Here is a 15,274-nt window from a genome sequence, read left to right as displayed (position 1 = left end):
ATAGGAGACGTGGCAGGAAAATCATTTGCTTCCCGGACATACCGGGACGAGGGCGTCATCCTGCGCACCCACAAGCTGGGCGAGGCTGACCGCATCCTGGTGCTGCTGACCCGCAGCCACGGACAGGTGCGGGCGGTAGCGAAGGGAGTGCGCCGGACTTCCAGCAAGTTCGGCGCCCGGCTGGAACCGTTTATGGTGGCCGATCTGCAGCTCTCCTCCGGGCGCAACCTGGATATCGTCACGCAGGCGTCAACCCTCGGTGCGTACGGGCACGGAATTGTGTCGGACTACGCCCGGTATACGGCGGCCGCCGCCATCGCCGAAACCGCAGAGCGGCTCACCGACGTCGACGGCGAGTCCGCCAACGCCCATTACCACCTGGTCATCGGGGCACTGGCAGCACTGAACCGCGGAGCGCACGCCCCCGAACTCATCCTGGACTCCTACCTGCTGCGCGCGCTGGCCACCGCCGGCTGGGCGCCGAGCTTCACGGTCTGTGCCCGCTGCGGCGCGCCGGGACCGCACACGGCCTTTTCTGCAGCTTTGGGTGGCGCCGTCTGCTCTGCCTGCCGGCCTCCCGGCTCTGCGTCGCCGTCACCGGAAACCATGATCCTGCTGGCTGCGCTGCTCTCCGGAGACTGGGCCACCGCCGACGCCGCGGGTCAGCAGTCCCGCCGCGAGTCCGCCGGCCTGGTGGGCGGCTATCTTCAATGGCACCTGGAACGGGTCGTCAAGTCACTTCAACATGTGGAGCGTGTCTAAGCTTTGGCTTCAAAGTCCCCCTCACCGGTCCGTCCCGAACCGCACCCCTCCGGAGCCGTTCCGCCGCCGGTACCTGCAGATCTGGTGCCCAGGCACGTGGCAATCGTCATGGACGGCAACGGACGCTGGGCCAACCAGCGCGGCCTTCCCCGGACCGAAGGGCACCGTGCCGGCGAAGCTGCACTCCTGGACGTCATGGCCGGTGCGGTGGAAATGGGAATCCGGCATGTTTCGGTATATGCCTTTTCCACCGAAAACTGGAAACGGTCACCGGAGGAGGTCCGCTTCCTCATGGGCTTCAGCCGGGACGTGCTGCGCCGGCAGCGGGACCAGCTCAGCGAATGGGGCGTGCGGATCCGCTGGTCCGGCCGGCGTCCCCGGCTCTGGCAGTCCGTGGTGAAGGAACTGGAGATCGCCGAAGAAGCGACCAGGGACAACACCGTGTGCACCCTGAACATGTGCGTGAACTACGGCGGCCGGGCGGAGATCACGGACGCCGTGTCGGCCATTGCCGCGGACGTGGCACGGGGCAAGCTGCGTCCGGGATCCATCAGTGAAAAAACCATCCAGAAGTATCTGGATGAACCGGATCTGCCGGACGTCGACCTGTTCCTGCGGACCTCCGGCGAGCAGCGGCTGTCCAACTTCATGCTGTGGCAGTCCGCCTACGCGGAGATGGTCTTCATGGACACGCTGTGGCCGGATGTTGACCGCCGGACCCTCTGGGAAGCAGTGGAAATCTATGCCCGCCGGGACCGGCGGTACGGGGGAGCGGTGGACCAGGCCGCTCCGGCCTAAGTCTGCACGCCCTTCAGCGGCTTCAGGACAAAGGCCCGCGACCACTGCTCGAGCTTGCCGTAAACGTGCCGCCGCACCGGCAGCGCCGATAGCAGCACGTTGTGCAGGGCACCAGCGAACCGGAACACCGTCACCTCAGGGCCCAGCAGGACTCCGCGCTGGACCATGAGGAACACATCAAGGACGCTGTCCGAGGTTTTCATGGCGTCGGTCCAGGAAACGGCCACCGTTGAGGTTGCTGATGCCATCAGCAGGACCGGCACCCGGATATCCAGTCCCCGTGCCACCTGGGCGTGTCCGGCGAGCACCGCCTTCATCCAGCCCGCCCGGACCGGCCAGCTGGACGGCGGCCTCATGCCGGGATGCAGATCCCATTCTCCGTCGCCTTCACGGCTGATGCTGCGCCAGTAGTTGGTCAGCTCAGGGACCTTCAGCCGGGCCTTTGGCCGCAGCCGGGCCATTGGCTCCAGCAGCCCGGCTGTGGCTGTGCGGACAATCCACGAGCCGCGCAGTTCCAGCCAGGGACTGTTCAGGATCAGTGCTTCAATACGGCCGGGATTCCGGTGGGCCCACAGCGAAGCAACCAGCCCGCCGGTGGAGTGGGCCATGATGCTGAGCCTCACCGGGGTATCCGCTCCGCGGCCGGAGCGCAGATGCTCGGTCAGTGCGGAAATCGCCGCTTCGATGTCCGCGTCATACTCCTGCAGATTGGTGATGTAGCCCGGTGTCTGCCCGGGCCGCAGGCTGCGGCCGTACTTGCGAAGGTCAAGCGCGTAGAACGCCACCCCGAGCCCGCTCCAAAACTCTGCCAGTTCGGTCTGGAAAAAGTAGTCGGTCCAGCCGTGGAGATACAGGACTGCCTGCGTGGGTGCCGTTGGAGGCTCCGGGGTGTAGGACACCAGTGTGGCTGTCACCGGACCTTCGTCATCTTCACCGAGTTCCAGGGTCAGGAACCGGTAGCCGTCGCCCAGAAAATCAGGTTTCCACGCAGCACCCATGCCCCTATCCTCCCCTAACCGGGCTCAACCGGCCTGCAAAAGATCCGCAAACCCCTCACGACACCTGATTTGGTCGCGGGGCACCGCAGTGGAAGCATGAAATCATGCGCCTCTACCCTGCCTTCTTTCGTGTCGTATTTGCCGGCATGGACCCCGAAAAGGCCCACCGAATCGGCTTCGACCTGATCAAGTTGTCCGCGGCAACGCCCGCCGGCCCGCTGATGAGGCGGCTGATGCGGCCGTCGCCGTCGCTCCGCGTTTCCGCCCTGGGGCTGGACTTTCCCTCGCCGTTCGGTTTGGCTGCGGGCTTTGACAAGGAAGGTTCCGGCATTGTCGCCCTGACCAACATGGGCTTTGGACATGTGGAGGTGGGCACCGTTACCGGCCGTGCGCAGCCCGGCAATCCCAAACCCCGGCTCTTCCGGCTGGTCGAGGACCGTGCAGTGATCAACCGGATGGGCTTCAACAACGACGGCGCCGCCGCCGTCGCACCCCGCGTGGCACGTGCCCGTGCGGCGCTTCGCAAGACCTGGGGGACCGGCAGGCCCGTCATCGGCGTCAACATCGGCAAAACCAAGACCGTGGATCTGGCCGACGCGGTGGACGACTATCTGATCAGCACGCGCGAGCTCGCCCCGCAGGCTGACTACCTGGTGGTCAACGTGTCCTCACCCAACACGCCCGGGCTGCGGCAGCTGCAGAACATAGATTCCCTGCGCCCCCTGCTCACTGCTGTGCGGGAAACGGCAGACGGCGCGGCGGGCCGGCATGTGCCGCTGCTGGTGAAGATCGCCCCGGACCTCACGGATGCGGACGTCGACGACGTGGCGCGGCTGGCCCTGGACCTGGGGCTTGACGGCGTCATTGCCACGAACACCACCATCACCCGCGAAAACCTCGTCACCGACCCGCACCGGGTGACGGCCTGCGGAGTCGGGGGACTGAGCGGAGCTCCGCTGCGCAGCCGTTCCCTGGAAGTGCTCAAACGCCTGCATGAAGCTCTTGGCGCCGGCGGCCCCGTCATCATCTCGGTGGGGGGCGTGGAATCGGCAGCCGACGTCCGGGAGCGCCTTGCTGCCGGAGCCACCCTGGTGCAGGGTTACACCGCTTTCCTCTATGAGGGCCCGTTCTGGGCCGCCCGGATCAACCGGCAGCTTGCCCGCACCCTGAAGAAGAAACCCTGACGTTGAGGAATAAACCCAGGCGTGACGCACAACTGGGGCACTAAGCACAAACAGAAGGGCCGCTCCGGCAGGAGCGGCCCTTCTGTTTGACGCAAGATTATTGTGACCCCGCAGCGGGCCTATGCGGGCTTCTGGCCGCGCTTGACCTGGGCCTTGGGAAGGCGGAAACGCCGCAGCTGAATGGAGCGGGAAATTCCGTACCAGACGTCACCCGGGTTGGGGCCGTCGAACTTCTCATTCAGACGGCGGCGGATGATCGCCCGCAGAATGAAGCTGTCCACAACAACCGCAAGGATCAGCACCCAGAAGGCCAGCATGACGATGCTCTGCACGGTGAGGTCCTGGATGAAGCTGACCACCACGAACACGAGGGCGGCGATCATGACAAACTCACCGATGTTCCAGCGCGAATCCACAACGTCCCGGATAAACCGGCGCCGGGGACCCTTGTCACGCAGGGGCAGGTAGCGCTCATCTCCGGTGTCGAGGGCAGCGCGGGTCCGCAGCCGCTCCTCACGCAGCGCATCGCGGCTGGCGTTCTTGGCTGCCTTGCGGTCCGTGGGGACCAGCGGGCGCTGCCGGGCAGCAACCTGGTCCCGGCGCTTGGGGGTGGGAGTTCCCTTCCCCGCGGCCGTACGGGCTGAGCTCGTCTGGGCCGCCGCAGCAGCCTGGTCCACAGTTTCCTGCGCGGTGGGCGCTTCATTCTTTCGTCCGAACACCTTTAAAGGATACCTTGGCGCGGCCGGGCGCCGCCCATCAGCGCGCTGCCGTGACCCGCGGGAGCACCGGGGTGCCGCGAAGATCCGTCTTCTGCACCGGAGAACGTTACGGACGGCCGCGCACCGGCAGCCCGCATGTACTGTTTTGTTATGACTTTGAATTCAGAATCTTCTTCTTCAGCCGTGGACGTTGATGCCCTCCGGTCCGCAGTGGCCGCAGATTTCCCCCGCACGGTGGAGCAGCTCAAGTCCCTCGTTTCCATTCCCGGGATCGCCTGGGACTCCTTTGACCCGGAGCGGTTGAATGAGAGCGCCGAAGCGGTGGCCGGCCTGATCCGCGGAGCAGGGCTTTCCGACGTGCAGATCCTGCGGGTGGACAACAACGGCAAGCCCGGCGGCCCCGCCGTCGTCGCCCGCCGTCCGGCGCAGGCCGGCAAGCCCACCGTCCTGCTCTACGCCCACCACGATGTCCAGCCGCCGGGCGATCTGTCCCTGTGGGAGTCGGAGCCCTTCACCGCCACCGAACGCAACGGGCGGCTCTACGGCCGCGGCGCGGCAGATGACAAGGCCGGCATCATGGCCCACATCGGCGCCATCCGTGCCCTGGATGAGGTACTGGGTGAGAATTCCGGCGTCGGCATCACGCTTTTCATTGAAGGGGAGGAAGAAGCAGGTTCGCCCACGTTCCGCGATTTCCTCGAAACGTACCGTGACCTCCTCGAAGCGGACGTCATAGTCGTGGCTGACTCCGGCAACTGGAAAGTGGGCGTACCCGCGCTGACCACCAGCCTGCGCGGAGTGGTCGACGGAACCTTCGAAGTACAGGTGCTGGACCACGCCGTGCATTCGGGCATGTTCGGCGGACCCGTGCTGGACGCTCCCACGCTGCTGGCGCGGCTGATTGCCACCCTTCACGACGACGCCGGGGACGTGGCGGTCGAGGGCCTGGTCGCCTCCGACACCGCCGCCGTGGAATATGACGAGGCGGACTTCCGTGCCGATTCCTCAGTGCTCGACGGCGTCCAGCTGGCCGGCACCGGATCCATCGCTTCCCGGCTCTGGATCAAGCCTGCCCTGGCCATCATCGGGATGGATGTGACGCCCGTTGATGTGTCCTCCAACACCATTGCCCCCAAGGCACGTGCCCGGTTCAGCCTCCGTCTGGCGCCGGGACAGGATCCCGCAGCGGCCATGGCCGCCGTCGAGCGCCATGTCCTGGCCCACGCTCCCTTTGGTGCAAAGGTCACCTTTACCCCCGGTGAACAGGGCCAGGCCTTCGCCACCGACACCTCGGCACCCGCTGCCCGCACCGCTCTCTGGGCACTGCGTGAAGCCTGGGACGGAGTGGAGCCGGTGGAATCGGGCATGGGCGGGTCCATTCCGTTTATTGCCGACCTGACGGAACTGTTCCCTTCGGCGCAGATCCTGATCACCGGCGTCGAGGACCCTGATTCGCGCGCCCACAGCGCCAACGAATCCCTGGACCTGGGTGATTTCCGTAACGCCGTCCTCGCTGAAGCGCTGATGCTCGCCAGCCTGGGACAGGTGTCCGGCTCCTAACGGATCCTCTGACCGAAGAGTCAGTGCAGCCGGGACCGGGAAATCTTTTCGGGCCCGGCTGCGTTGCGTCTGGGTGTAGGCACAGACGTACCATTGAGAAGGACCTGGCCCGGAGCCTTCGGGGGAGCGCAACTGCCCTCCCGTGCACGGTCCAAGCGAGGAAAGAGAGAAGCAATGAGCACTTCCACCAGCGAAACCGGCACCAGCGTGGACACGGCGGCCCCGGACACTGAGCTGCCCACCCACGAAGTTGCCCTCTCCGAGGTTGCTGCCGGCAAGGTCCGCAGCCTTCTGGAGCAGGAAGGCCGCACCGACCTTCGGCTCCGCGTGGCCGTCCAGCCCGGCGGCTGCTCGGGCCTGATCTACCAGCTGTACTTCGATGAGCGCGTCCTCGACGGCGACGCCGTACGGGATTTCGACGGCGTTGAGGTCATTGTGGACAAGATGAGCGTGCCGTACCTGTCCGGTGCGTCCATCGACTTCGAAGACACCATTTCCAAGCAGGGTTTCACCATTGACAACCCCAACGCAGGCGGCTCATGTGCCTGCGGGGACTCGTTCCACTAAGCTGCGTTCCAAGGCCCCGTTTCACTGACGGGGCCTTGTAGCCGGAGGCCGTGGAATCACGGTTTTTTGCCGGGACGCGGTGCGGTCTGTCACTGGATGGCCACGCGTGCGGGTAAGCTCTACACGTAGTAGTAAAACTGATCGTGCGCAGTGGGGAATTCGTTTGCCTGCTGTGCCGCACTTGCACGTAACAAGAGGAAGGGCCGTCTGTGAGTTCGCAGGACCGAACCAGCAGCCGACGCGCCAGGATCTTTAAGATCTCAGCCGTAACGTCGGCCGGCGCGTTGTTTTTATCGGGTTGTTCGTCAGAAGTCCAAAGAGGCTGGTTGCCCACGGAGCGCGACATGACCAACCACACCGGCCGAATCATGGACCTCTGGGTCAATTCATGGATTGCGGCGCTGGCGGTTGGCGTGCTCACCTGGGCACTGATCCTTTGGTGCATCATTGCTTACCGGCGCCGGAAGAATGAGACCGGTTACCCACGGCAGCTGAGCTACAACCTGCCCCTGGAAATCTTCTACACAGCCATTCCGCTGTTCATGGTGCTGGTGCTCTTCTACTTCACCGACCAGGACATCCGCGCCATCAATGAGCGCGTAGATGACCCCGACGTCGTTGTGGACGTCCGCGGAAAGCAGTGGTCCTGGGACTTCAACTACGTCAATGAGGACAAGTACGACGTCAACGTCCAGGTGAACCTGGACGGCACGGAAAAGACCGAGGCAGATATGCCCACCCTTTACCTGCCGGTCAACAAGACCGTTGAGCTTCAGTTGAACTCCCGCGACGTGCAGCACTCCTTCTGGGTTCCCGCCTTCCTTCAGAAGATGGACCTTTACCCGGGACGCACCAACTACATCAATCTCACTCCCGGAGTTGAGGGCACCTACGAAGGTAAGTGTGCCGAACTCTGCGGCGAGTACCACTCGGAAATGCTGTTCAACGTCAAGGTGGTTTCGGAGGCCGAGTACGACGCGTACCTGGACACCCTGCCCCAGGGCCAGGCCGGCGCCGAGTATGACCGCGTGTACAACTCAGATTCAAGCGAAGTAAGGAGGTAGGAGGAAGCTGTGACTACTCTCGAATACACTTCGGAAGATACTCAAGTTGCACCACGCGTCGTCCCCGTCTCCAAGGGACGCATCATCGTCAGTTGGATTACCTCCACTGACCACAAGACGATCGGGTTCATGTACCTGATCGCATCATTCATTTTCTTCTGTCTCGCAGGCGTGATGGCTCTGGTCATCCGTGCGGAACTGTTTGAACCCGGAATGCAGATCCTGCAGACCAAGGAACAGTACAACCAGCTGTTCACCATGCACGGCACAGTCATGCTGCTCATGTTCGCAACGCCGCTGTTCTCGGGCTTCGCCAACGTCATGATGCCGCTGCAGATCGGTGCTCCCGACGTTGCCTTCCCGCGGCTGAACGCACTGGCCTTCTGGTTCTTCCTCTTCGGCAGCACCATCGCCGTCGCCGGCTTCATCACCCCGCAGGGTGCCGCCTCCTTCGGCTGGTTCGCCTACGCACCGCTTTCCAACACCACGTTCTCACCGGGCGTCGGCGGAGACCTCTGGGTCTTCGGCCTGGCACTGTCCGGTTTCGGAACCATCCTTGGTGCGGTCAACTTCATCACCACCATCATCTGCATGCGTGCCCCGGGCATGACCATGTGGCGCATGCCGATCTTCACCTGGAACACCCTGGTGACGGCCATCCTGGTCCTTATGGCCTTCCCGCCCCTGGCGGCAGCGCTGTTTGCACTGGGTGCGGACCGGCGGTTCGGAGCACATATCTTTGACCCCGAGCGCGGCGGTGCCATCCTGTGGCAGCACCTGTTCTGGTTCTTCGGCCACCCCGAGGTATACATCATCGCCCTGCCGTTCTTCGGCATCGTCTCGGAGATCTTCCCGGTCTTCAGCCGCAAGCCGATCTTCGGCTACAAGGGCCTGGTTTACGCAACGATCGCCATTGCAGCCCTGTCCGTCACCGTGTGGGCACACCATATGTACGTCACCGGCGCCGTGATGCTTCCGTTCTTCGCCTTCATGACCATGCTGATCGCAGTGCCAACGGGTGTGAAGTTCTTCAACTGGATCGGCACCATGTGGCGGGGTTCAATTACCTTTGAGACCCCCATGCTGTGGAGCATCGGCTTCCTCATCACCTTCCTCTTCGGTGGCCTGACCGGCATCATCCTGTCTTCGCCGCCGCTGGACTTCCACGTTTCCGACACCTACTTCGTGGTGGCTCACTTCCACTACGTGATCTTCGGAACCGTTGTCTTCGCGATGTTCGCCGGCTTCTACTTCTGGTGGCCCAAGTGGACCGGAAAGATGCTCAACGAGCGTCTGGGCAAGATCCACTTCTGGATGCTGTTTGTTGGCTTCCACGCCACGTTCCTGATCCAGCACTGGCTCGGCGTCATCGGCATGCCCCGCCGCTACGCTGACTACCTGCCGGAGGACAACTTCACTCTGATGAACCAGTTCTCCACCTTTGGTTCCTTCCTGCTGGGTGCCTCGATGATCCCGTTCTTCTGGAACGTCTACATCACCTGGCGCCACGGCAAGAAGGTTGAAGTTGATGACCCCTGGGGCTTCGGCGGATCTCTGGAGTGGGCCACGTCCTGCCCGCCGCCGCGCCACAACTTCACCTCCCTGCCCCGCATCCGTTCGGAGCGTCCTGCACTGGACCTGCACCACCCGGAACTGCAGCAGAAGGTAACTGACGTGTCGGCCGCCGGCAAGGTTATGGGCGCCGCTGATCGTACGGAGGCAGTCAAGTGAAGGTAGAGTCCAAGCTCTTCGCCTATATGGCACCGTTCTTCCTGGTAGTCGGTGTTGTCTACGGCTTCATGGTCGAGTGGATGGAACCGGTAGGCTACCTGGCCCTGTTCCTGACAGCTGCCATGTCCGCAATGATCGCCTTTTACATCGGCTTCACCGGCCGCCGCGTCGGTGCCCGTCCGGAAGACCGCCTTGACGCGGAAATCCACGAGGGCTCCGGCGAACAGGGCTTCTTCAGCCCCTGGAGCTGGTGGCCGCTTCTGCTCGGTGCAGCCGCTGCAGGCGGATTCCTGGGCATGGCCGTGGGTTGGTGGGTCCTGTACATCAGTGCAGGCCTCGCGCTGATCGCACTGGTCGGCTGGGTATTCGAGTACAGCCGCGGAGCCCACGCCCACTAGGGCAACGGCAAGGCACAGAACAACAGGCCGGCACAGAACAACAGCCGGCTCAGACAGAGGGTCCGCAGGAAACTGCGGGCCCTCTGTTCGTGTATCCGGACCTGTTCGCAAAGCAGGGCAGGGGACGCGCCTGCAGGTATCAGCGGCTATCCTTGGATGAGTATTTGATGAGCTGCAGGGCCAGGGAAAGGAACCGCATGCGCAGGATGACGGACTCCGGGACCGGGCAGAAATGACGGAGCAGGCCCTGCGGCGGTTGCCGGACGTGATCAGCGCCGGAGCGGGCGTGGCCAAGCACCTGCAGCTCCAGGGCATCCTGCGGAAATTCGTGGATGAGCACGCTGTAGCGGGTGCGGCCATTCCCTCCGAGCGGGTGTTGGCCGATCACTTTGGCGTGGCCCGGATGACGGTCCGCCAGGCAATTGATGCGCTGGTGGCAGATGAAGTCCTGGAGCGGGTGGTGGGCCTCGGGACTTTTGTGGCCCGCCCCAAGATGGACCTGCAGGTAAAGCTGACCTCCTACAGTGAGGAAATGGCCCGCCGGGGCATGGTCCCTGACGCACGCGTGCTGAGCTTCGAGCAGGTCGGTGCTAGCCATCTGGTGGCCCGGGAGCTGCAGATAGACCCCGGCACCCCGGTCATCCGTTTCCGGCGTCAGCTGCTTGCCGACGGTGAACCCATGAGCGTGGATGAAAACTTCATTCCGGCGGTGCATGTTCCGGGAATGCTCGACGAAGAGCCTCCCACCTCGCTGTACCGTGTGCTCAGCGAACGCTACGGGATGATGATGGAGTGGGGCGAAGACACGATCGAGGCCACTGCTGCTTCAGCTTCGATTGCCCGGCTGCTCAATGTGGAGCTCGGTGCACCGCTGCTCAAGATCCAGCGCCATGCCTACGTGTCCCGGTCCATGGTGGACTATTCGGTCTCCTATTACCGTGCCGACCGGTACAAGCTCTGGGTGCCCCTCCAGCGTCCCGGAATGCGCACACCGCGCTCGTACCACCCGGGACGGCATCCGGGCTCCTGAGGCGCTGCGGGGAGCGGGGGAGCGGCAGGGAAGGCCGGTCGCCGTCCCGCGCCCGGGCCGTGGTAGGCGATGGATGTCCAAACTCCCGCCTGGATGCCCCTAAGACCAAATTGAATGTGAGGGACCGGCGCCGCTGCCGTGTCCGTCCACTGACCTAACACCAGCCAGGAAGGCTATGAAATGAGCATCAGCATCATGTACCACCGTGACGGCAAGGGGGTCCTGTATTTCCGCGAGGCCATGTACGACGCGGACTCCGAGGAGTTCATGCTGAACCAGGGCAAAGTCGGAAACATGGGAACCGGCAGTGCGACTGCCGGTGTGGATGAGGCCGCCGCCGAAAAGAAGTTTGCTGCCTTCGCTGCAAAGTCTGCCGAACTGGGGTACGCGGAGATTCCCGCCGAGGAGCAGCACTGGGTGGTTGCCCAGTATGCACTGAAGTCGGCTGAGGGCACCGAGCGTGACCGCTACCTGGAACACAAGGCACGCACCACTCTGGCGTCCTACTTCTCCTGGCGGGGTCTGGGCTCCGTCGAGGAGAGTGAGTTCGCCCCGGGCAAGCTCAACATCTTCATCCTGGTGCCGGACGTACCCAAGGCCGTAAAGGGCGTGCTGGTGGCCCTTCGGGACGCCAACCTTGATTTCACCAAGCTGAGCATCGGCTCCGCACCGGTTGCCGATACGTCACAGTGGAAGCGCCGGCACCCGCTTCCGGCCAAGCAGCCCTTCACCTTGGACTAAGAGCCCGGATATAAAAGAACCCGGGCACAAAGAAAGGGAGCCGGTCAGCAGATGCTGGTCGGCTCCCTTTCTTGATGGAGCTGGTTTATCCCAAAGGACTACCGGTTCGTGATCGAAGCCTGGTCGTCCTCAACCGCTTCAATTTCAGCGGGTGACTCGTGGTGGTGCGCTGCTTCCAGCTCACTCGGAGTAACGGGAGCAACCCGATCTTCGAAGAAGAAGCGTGACAGGCGGCCGCGCAGCTTCTCCTTGCCGGAGATTTTGCCGCGGGCATCCGGCTGGGCCGGGGAGACCTGCGGGGACTCGAAGTCCACCAGCTTGTAGCGCTTGTACTCGTCCACAGGTTCGTGGACCTCGATGTACTCACCGTGCGGGAGGCGGACAATGCGGCCACTCTCCACACCGTGGAGCACAAGCTCGCGGTCCTTGCGCTGCAGCGACAGGGCGATGCGGCGGGCCACGGCAAAGCCGATCAACGGTCCGAAGATCACCAGGAAGCGCAGCCAGTACGTCACATCGTTCAGCGACACATGGAAGTGCGTGGCGATGAGGTCGGAGCTGGCAGCAGCCCACATGGTGCAGTAGAAGATGATGCCGGCAACGCCGACGCCGGTGCGGAACGGAGCGTTGCGCGGGCGGTCGAGCAGGTTGTGGACGCTCTTGTCCTTGGTCAGCCAGGCTTCAATCCAGGGCCAGGTGAACAGGAGAGTGAACACGATGCCGGCCGGAACCAGCGCCGGGAACAGCACGTTCATGGAAAGCGTGTTGGTGCCCCAGGGGAAGGGAATGTTCCATTCCATCGGGATGTTGAAGATCCAACCCGGCATCAGGCGCAGGGCGCCGTCAACCCAGCCGATGTACCAGTCAGGCTGGGTACCGGCGGACACGGGGGAGGGATCGTAGGGTCCGTAGTTCCAGATCGGGTTGATCGTGAACAGACCGGCGATGATGGCGATGATGCCGAAGACGATGAAGAAGAATCCACCGGCCTTGGCTGCGTATACCGGTCCAACCGGGTAACCCACCACGTTCATGTTCGTACGGCCGGGGCCGCGGAACTGGGTGTGCTTGTGGATAACCACCATGAAGAGGTGAATGGCGATCATCAGCAGGATCAGGGCGGGAACCAGCAGGATGTGCAGCATGTACAGGCGGCTGATGATGTCCGTACCCGGGAACTCTCCTCCGAAGAGGAAGAAGCTGATGTAGGTACCAACGACCGGAACTGCCTTGATAACGCCGTCGATGATGCGCAGGCCGTTGCCGGAGAGCAGATCATCGGGGAGGGAGTAACCGGTGAAGCCGGCTGCGAGGGAGAGGATCAGCAGGACGCCGCCCACCACCCAGTTCAGCTCGCGGGGCTTGCGGAATGCGCCGGTGAAGAACACGCGGAGCATGTGCACGGAGACGGCTGCAACAAACAGCAGGGCGGCCCAGTGGTGAACCTGGCGCATGAAGAGGCCGCCGCGGATATCAAAGGAGATGTTCAGCGAGGACTCGTAAGCCACCGACATTTCAACGCCGTGCAGCGGTACGTAGCTTCCCAGGTACTCCGTTTCCGCCATGGACGGATCGAAGAAGAAGGTCAGGAACGTGCCGGAGATCAGCAGGATGACGAAGCAGTACAGCGCAACTTCACCGAACATGAACGACCAGTGGTCGGGGAAGACCTTGCGGCCGAACTCCTTGACCATGGCCGAACCGCTGACACGGGAGTCAACGAAGTTGGTGACGCGGCCCAAACGGGTTTTGGGCTCATAGGGAGTAACAGAGGGAACACTCATGGCTAGCCACGCTCCCAGTAGCTCGGTCCAACCGGTTCATGGAAATCGCTGGTGGCGATCAGGTAGCCTTCATCGTCAACGGCGATGGGCAGCTGCGGGAGCGGGTGCACAGCCGGTCCGAAGATGACCTTGCATTCCTGCGTGAGGTCAAAGGTGGACTGGTGGCACGGGCACAGCAGATGGTGGGTGTGCTGTTCGTACAGGGCAACCGGGCAACCCACGTGGGTGCAAATCTTGGAGTAGGCGACGATGCCGTCTACGTTCCAGTCCTTGCGCTCGGGGGAGGGGTTCAGCGAGTCCGGATCCAGGCGCATGAGCAGGACAACAGCCTTGGCCTTCTCCTCCAGCTTGTGCTCGGACTCGTTCAGGCCCTCGGGGATGACGTGGAAGGCTGAGCCCAGGGTCACGTCCGAAGCCTTGATGCGGGTGCCGCTGGGGTCGCGGGTCAGGTGAACGCCTGCGTCCCACATGGTGTGCCGCAGCGTGTCCTTCGGCAGCGGACCCAGGTCGCGGAAAACCGCGATGGCCGGGAGCGGTGCCAGAACCATGGCTCCGAGGAGCGTGTTCCGGATCAGGGGACGGCGCTTGATGCCCGTCTCCTCGATGATGTCCCCAACCATCTTTTCAGCAATGACACGGTCTTCCTCGGGACGGATCTCATGCCGTTCCTCGGTGATTTCGTGGTCCGGCATGAGCGTCTTGGCCCAGTGCACAATGCCGAGGCCGATGCCGAGCATCGCGAAAGCGGTGCCCAGGCCCAGGAGCAGGTTCTGCACCCGGATGTCGGCAATGGTGTGGCCGCCTTCGAGCTTGATCCCGAAGTACCCAACGAAAAACACGAGCGTGCCGATGATGGAGATGACGAACAGTGCCGCCACCTGCCGCTCGGCGCGCTTCTCAGCCTGGGGATTCGTATCGGCCAGGCGAGGGCGGTGCGGAGGAAGTCCGGGATTCCGGAACTTCTCTTCGTCGCCCTGGCCAGCCGTAGCGACGGTGCCCGAGGTGTTCGGACTGCCGTGACTATGGTCGCCCATGATCCCCCTCATCCTTCTCTTGAAACTGCATTTATAGACCTATGTGTAACTGTGATGTCACCCAGGTGGGTGAGCGCGGGTGATGTCTAGGAAGACCGGGAGGTCAACCAAATGGTGAAAGCAATGACGAGGCCGAGGCCTGCGGTCCAGATGAACAGGCCTTCGGATACGGGACCCAGCGAGCCGAGCTCGGCGCCGCCCGGCGAACCGTTGGCTTCGATGTTCTTCAGGAACGCGATGATGCTCTGCTTGTCCTCGGGGGAGATGTTGGCGTCATTGAAGACGGGCATGTTCTGCGGGCCGGTGACCATGGCTTCGTAGATGTGCTTCTCGCTGACACCCTCGAGGGACGGAGCGAACTTGCCCTGCGTCAGGGCGCCGCCGGCGCCTGCAGCGTTGTGGCACATTGCGCAGTTGACCCGGAAGAGCTCGCCGCCCTCGGCTGCGTTGCCCTCTGCTGCATCGGTGGCTTCGGCGTCCGGCACGGCCGGACCGGCGCCCAGGCTTGCTACGTAGGCAGCGAGCTGAGTGGTCTGTTCTTCAGTGAACTGGACCGGCTTCTGCTGGGCCTGCGGGCCCTGCATGGCCATGGGCATACGGCCGGTTCCAACCTGGAAGTCGACCGATGCGGCGCCGACGCCCACGAGCGAGGGGCCGTTGGCGGAGCCGGAGGCGTCCATGCCGTGGCAGGTGGCGCAGTTGGCGATGAAAAGCTTCTCGCCCTGGTTTTCGTCATCAGCCGTGTAGGCGGTGCTGGCAGCCTGGGCTTCGTTTGCGCCGCTGACTGCCGCATAGAGCCCACCTGTAACGAGGAGTCCCAGCAGCAGCAGCGCAACTGCTGCTAGGGGATGACGTCGCCTTTGCGATAGTGCCTTCACTTGGTGGTTCCTAACTTGTGTGGTCT

General features: G+C 63.4%; 15 protein-coding genes. 10 read left to right on the top strand and 5 right to left on the bottom strand.

Annotated elements, in window-relative coordinates; all coding sequences use genetic code 11:
* Window positions 1-9 precede the first annotated feature (9 nt).
* Both recO and AC4D2W_RS04160 read left to right on the top strand, forming a co-directional pair.
* Window positions 10-762, top strand: coding sequence for a DNA repair protein RecO (recO, locus tag AC4D2W_RS04165; protein ID WP_490925631.1), 753 nt, complete (start codon window positions 10-12; stop codon window positions 760-762).
* Window positions 763-765: 3 nt separating this feature from the next.
* Complete coding sequence (locus AC4D2W_RS04160; RefSeq protein ID WP_490925630.1) at window positions 766-1,560, top strand: isoprenyl transferase; 795 nt, start codon at window positions 766-768, stop codon at window positions 1,558-1,560.
* Here AC4D2W_RS04160 and AC4D2W_RS04155 read toward each other — a convergent pair.
* The gene (locus AC4D2W_RS04155) at window positions 1,557-2,558 is read right to left on the bottom strand and encodes an alpha/beta hydrolase (protein ID WP_490925629.1); all 1,002 of its coding nucleotides are present in this window, start codon (window positions 2,556-2,558) and stop codon (window positions 1,557-1,559) included. The genes AC4D2W_RS04160 and AC4D2W_RS04155 overlap by 4 nt on opposite strands.
* A 104-nt stretch (window positions 2,559-2,662) precedes the next feature.
* On the opposite strand from AC4D2W_RS04155, the gene AC4D2W_RS04150 reads away from it, so the two are divergent.
* Entirely contained in the window at window positions 2,663-3,742 is a 1,080-nt protein-coding gene (locus tag AC4D2W_RS04150) for a quinone-dependent dihydroorotate dehydrogenase (protein ID WP_490925628.1), read from the top strand.
* A 119-nt stretch (window positions 3,743-3,861) separates the two neighbouring features.
* Here the strand turns inward: AC4D2W_RS04150 and AC4D2W_RS04145 are convergent, their stop codons facing one another.
* The gene (locus AC4D2W_RS04145) at window positions 3,862-4,461 is read right to left on the bottom strand and encodes a DUF3043 domain-containing protein (RefSeq protein WP_490925627.1); all 600 of its coding nucleotides are present in this window, start codon (window positions 4,459-4,461) and stop codon (window positions 3,862-3,864) included.
* A gap of 150 nt (window positions 4,462-4,611) precedes the next feature.
* Between AC4D2W_RS04145 and AC4D2W_RS04140 the strand changes: the two genes are divergently transcribed.
* The 7 genes from AC4D2W_RS04140 (at window position 4,612) to AC4D2W_RS04110 (ending at window position 11,552) form a co-directional block, all read left to right on the top strand.
* The gene (locus AC4D2W_RS04140; protein WP_490925626.1) at window positions 4,612-6,021 is read left to right on the top strand and encodes a dipeptidase; all 1,410 of its coding nucleotides are present in this window, start codon (window positions 4,612-4,614) and stop codon (window positions 6,019-6,021) included.
* Window positions 6,022-6,195: 174 nt separating this feature from the next.
* A complete protein-coding gene (locus AC4D2W_RS04135) occupies window positions 6,196-6,588 on the top strand; it encodes a HesB/IscA family protein (protein WP_490925625.1) in 393 nt (130 codons plus the stop codon).
* A 209-nt stretch (window positions 6,589-6,797) separates the two neighbouring features.
* Window positions 6,798-7,652 (top strand): aa3-type cytochrome oxidase subunit II, encoded by an 855-nt coding sequence (ctaC, locus tag AC4D2W_RS04130; protein ID WP_490925624.1) that lies wholly within the window; start codon window positions 6,798-6,800, stop codon window positions 7,650-7,652.
* A gap of 9 nt (window positions 7,653-7,661) precedes the next feature.
* A complete protein-coding gene (gene ctaD, locus AC4D2W_RS04125) occupies window positions 7,662-9,383 on the top strand; it encodes an aa3-type cytochrome oxidase subunit I (protein ID WP_490925623.1) in 1,722 nt (573 codons plus the stop codon).
* On the top strand, window positions 9,380-9,781 hold the full coding sequence (locus tag AC4D2W_RS04120; protein WP_490925622.1) for a cytochrome c oxidase subunit 4: 402 nt from the start codon (window positions 9,380-9,382) through the stop codon (window positions 9,779-9,781). Before ctaD ends, AC4D2W_RS04120 begins: the two co-directional genes overlap by 4 nt.
* A gap of 232 nt (window positions 9,782-10,013) precedes the next feature.
* Complete coding sequence (locus tag AC4D2W_RS04115; protein WP_490925621.1) at window positions 10,014-10,811, top strand: GntR family transcriptional regulator; 798 nt, start codon at window positions 10,014-10,016, stop codon at window positions 10,809-10,811.
* Window positions 10,812-10,991: 180 nt separating this feature from the next.
* A complete protein-coding gene (locus AC4D2W_RS04110; protein ID WP_490925620.1) occupies window positions 10,992-11,552 on the top strand; it encodes a hypothetical protein in 561 nt (186 codons plus the stop codon).
* A 98-nt stretch (window positions 11,553-11,650) separates the two neighbouring features.
* On the opposite strand, the gene qcrB is transcribed toward AC4D2W_RS04110, so the two are convergent.
* The 3 genes from qcrB to qcrC all read right to left on the bottom strand — a co-directional run bounded on the left by qcrB (window position 11,651) and on the right by qcrC (window position 15,248).
* Window positions 11,651-13,336: a cytochrome bc1 complex cytochrome b subunit gene (gene qcrB / locus AC4D2W_RS04105; protein WP_490925619.1), complete on the bottom strand. Its 1,686-nt coding sequence runs from the start codon at window positions 13,334-13,336 to the stop codon at window positions 11,651-11,653.
* 2 nt (window positions 13,337-13,338) lie between these two features.
* A complete protein-coding gene (gene qcrA / locus AC4D2W_RS04100) occupies window positions 13,339-14,370 on the bottom strand; it encodes a cytochrome bc1 complex Rieske iron-sulfur subunit (protein WP_490925618.1) in 1,032 nt (343 codons plus the stop codon).
* 86 nt (window positions 14,371-14,456) lie between these two features.
* Window positions 14,457-15,248, bottom strand: coding sequence for a cytochrome bc1 complex diheme cytochrome c subunit (gene qcrC / locus AC4D2W_RS04095; protein ID WP_490925617.1), 792 nt, complete (start codon window positions 15,246-15,248; stop codon window positions 14,457-14,459).
* Window positions 15,249-15,274: the final 26 nt, after the last annotated feature.

It is taken from the genome of Arthrobacter sp. TJ-58, from assembly GCF_058269295.1.
The sequence above is the reverse complement of the archived record's forward strand: the minus strand, read 5'-3'. Positions and strand labels throughout refer to the sequence as shown.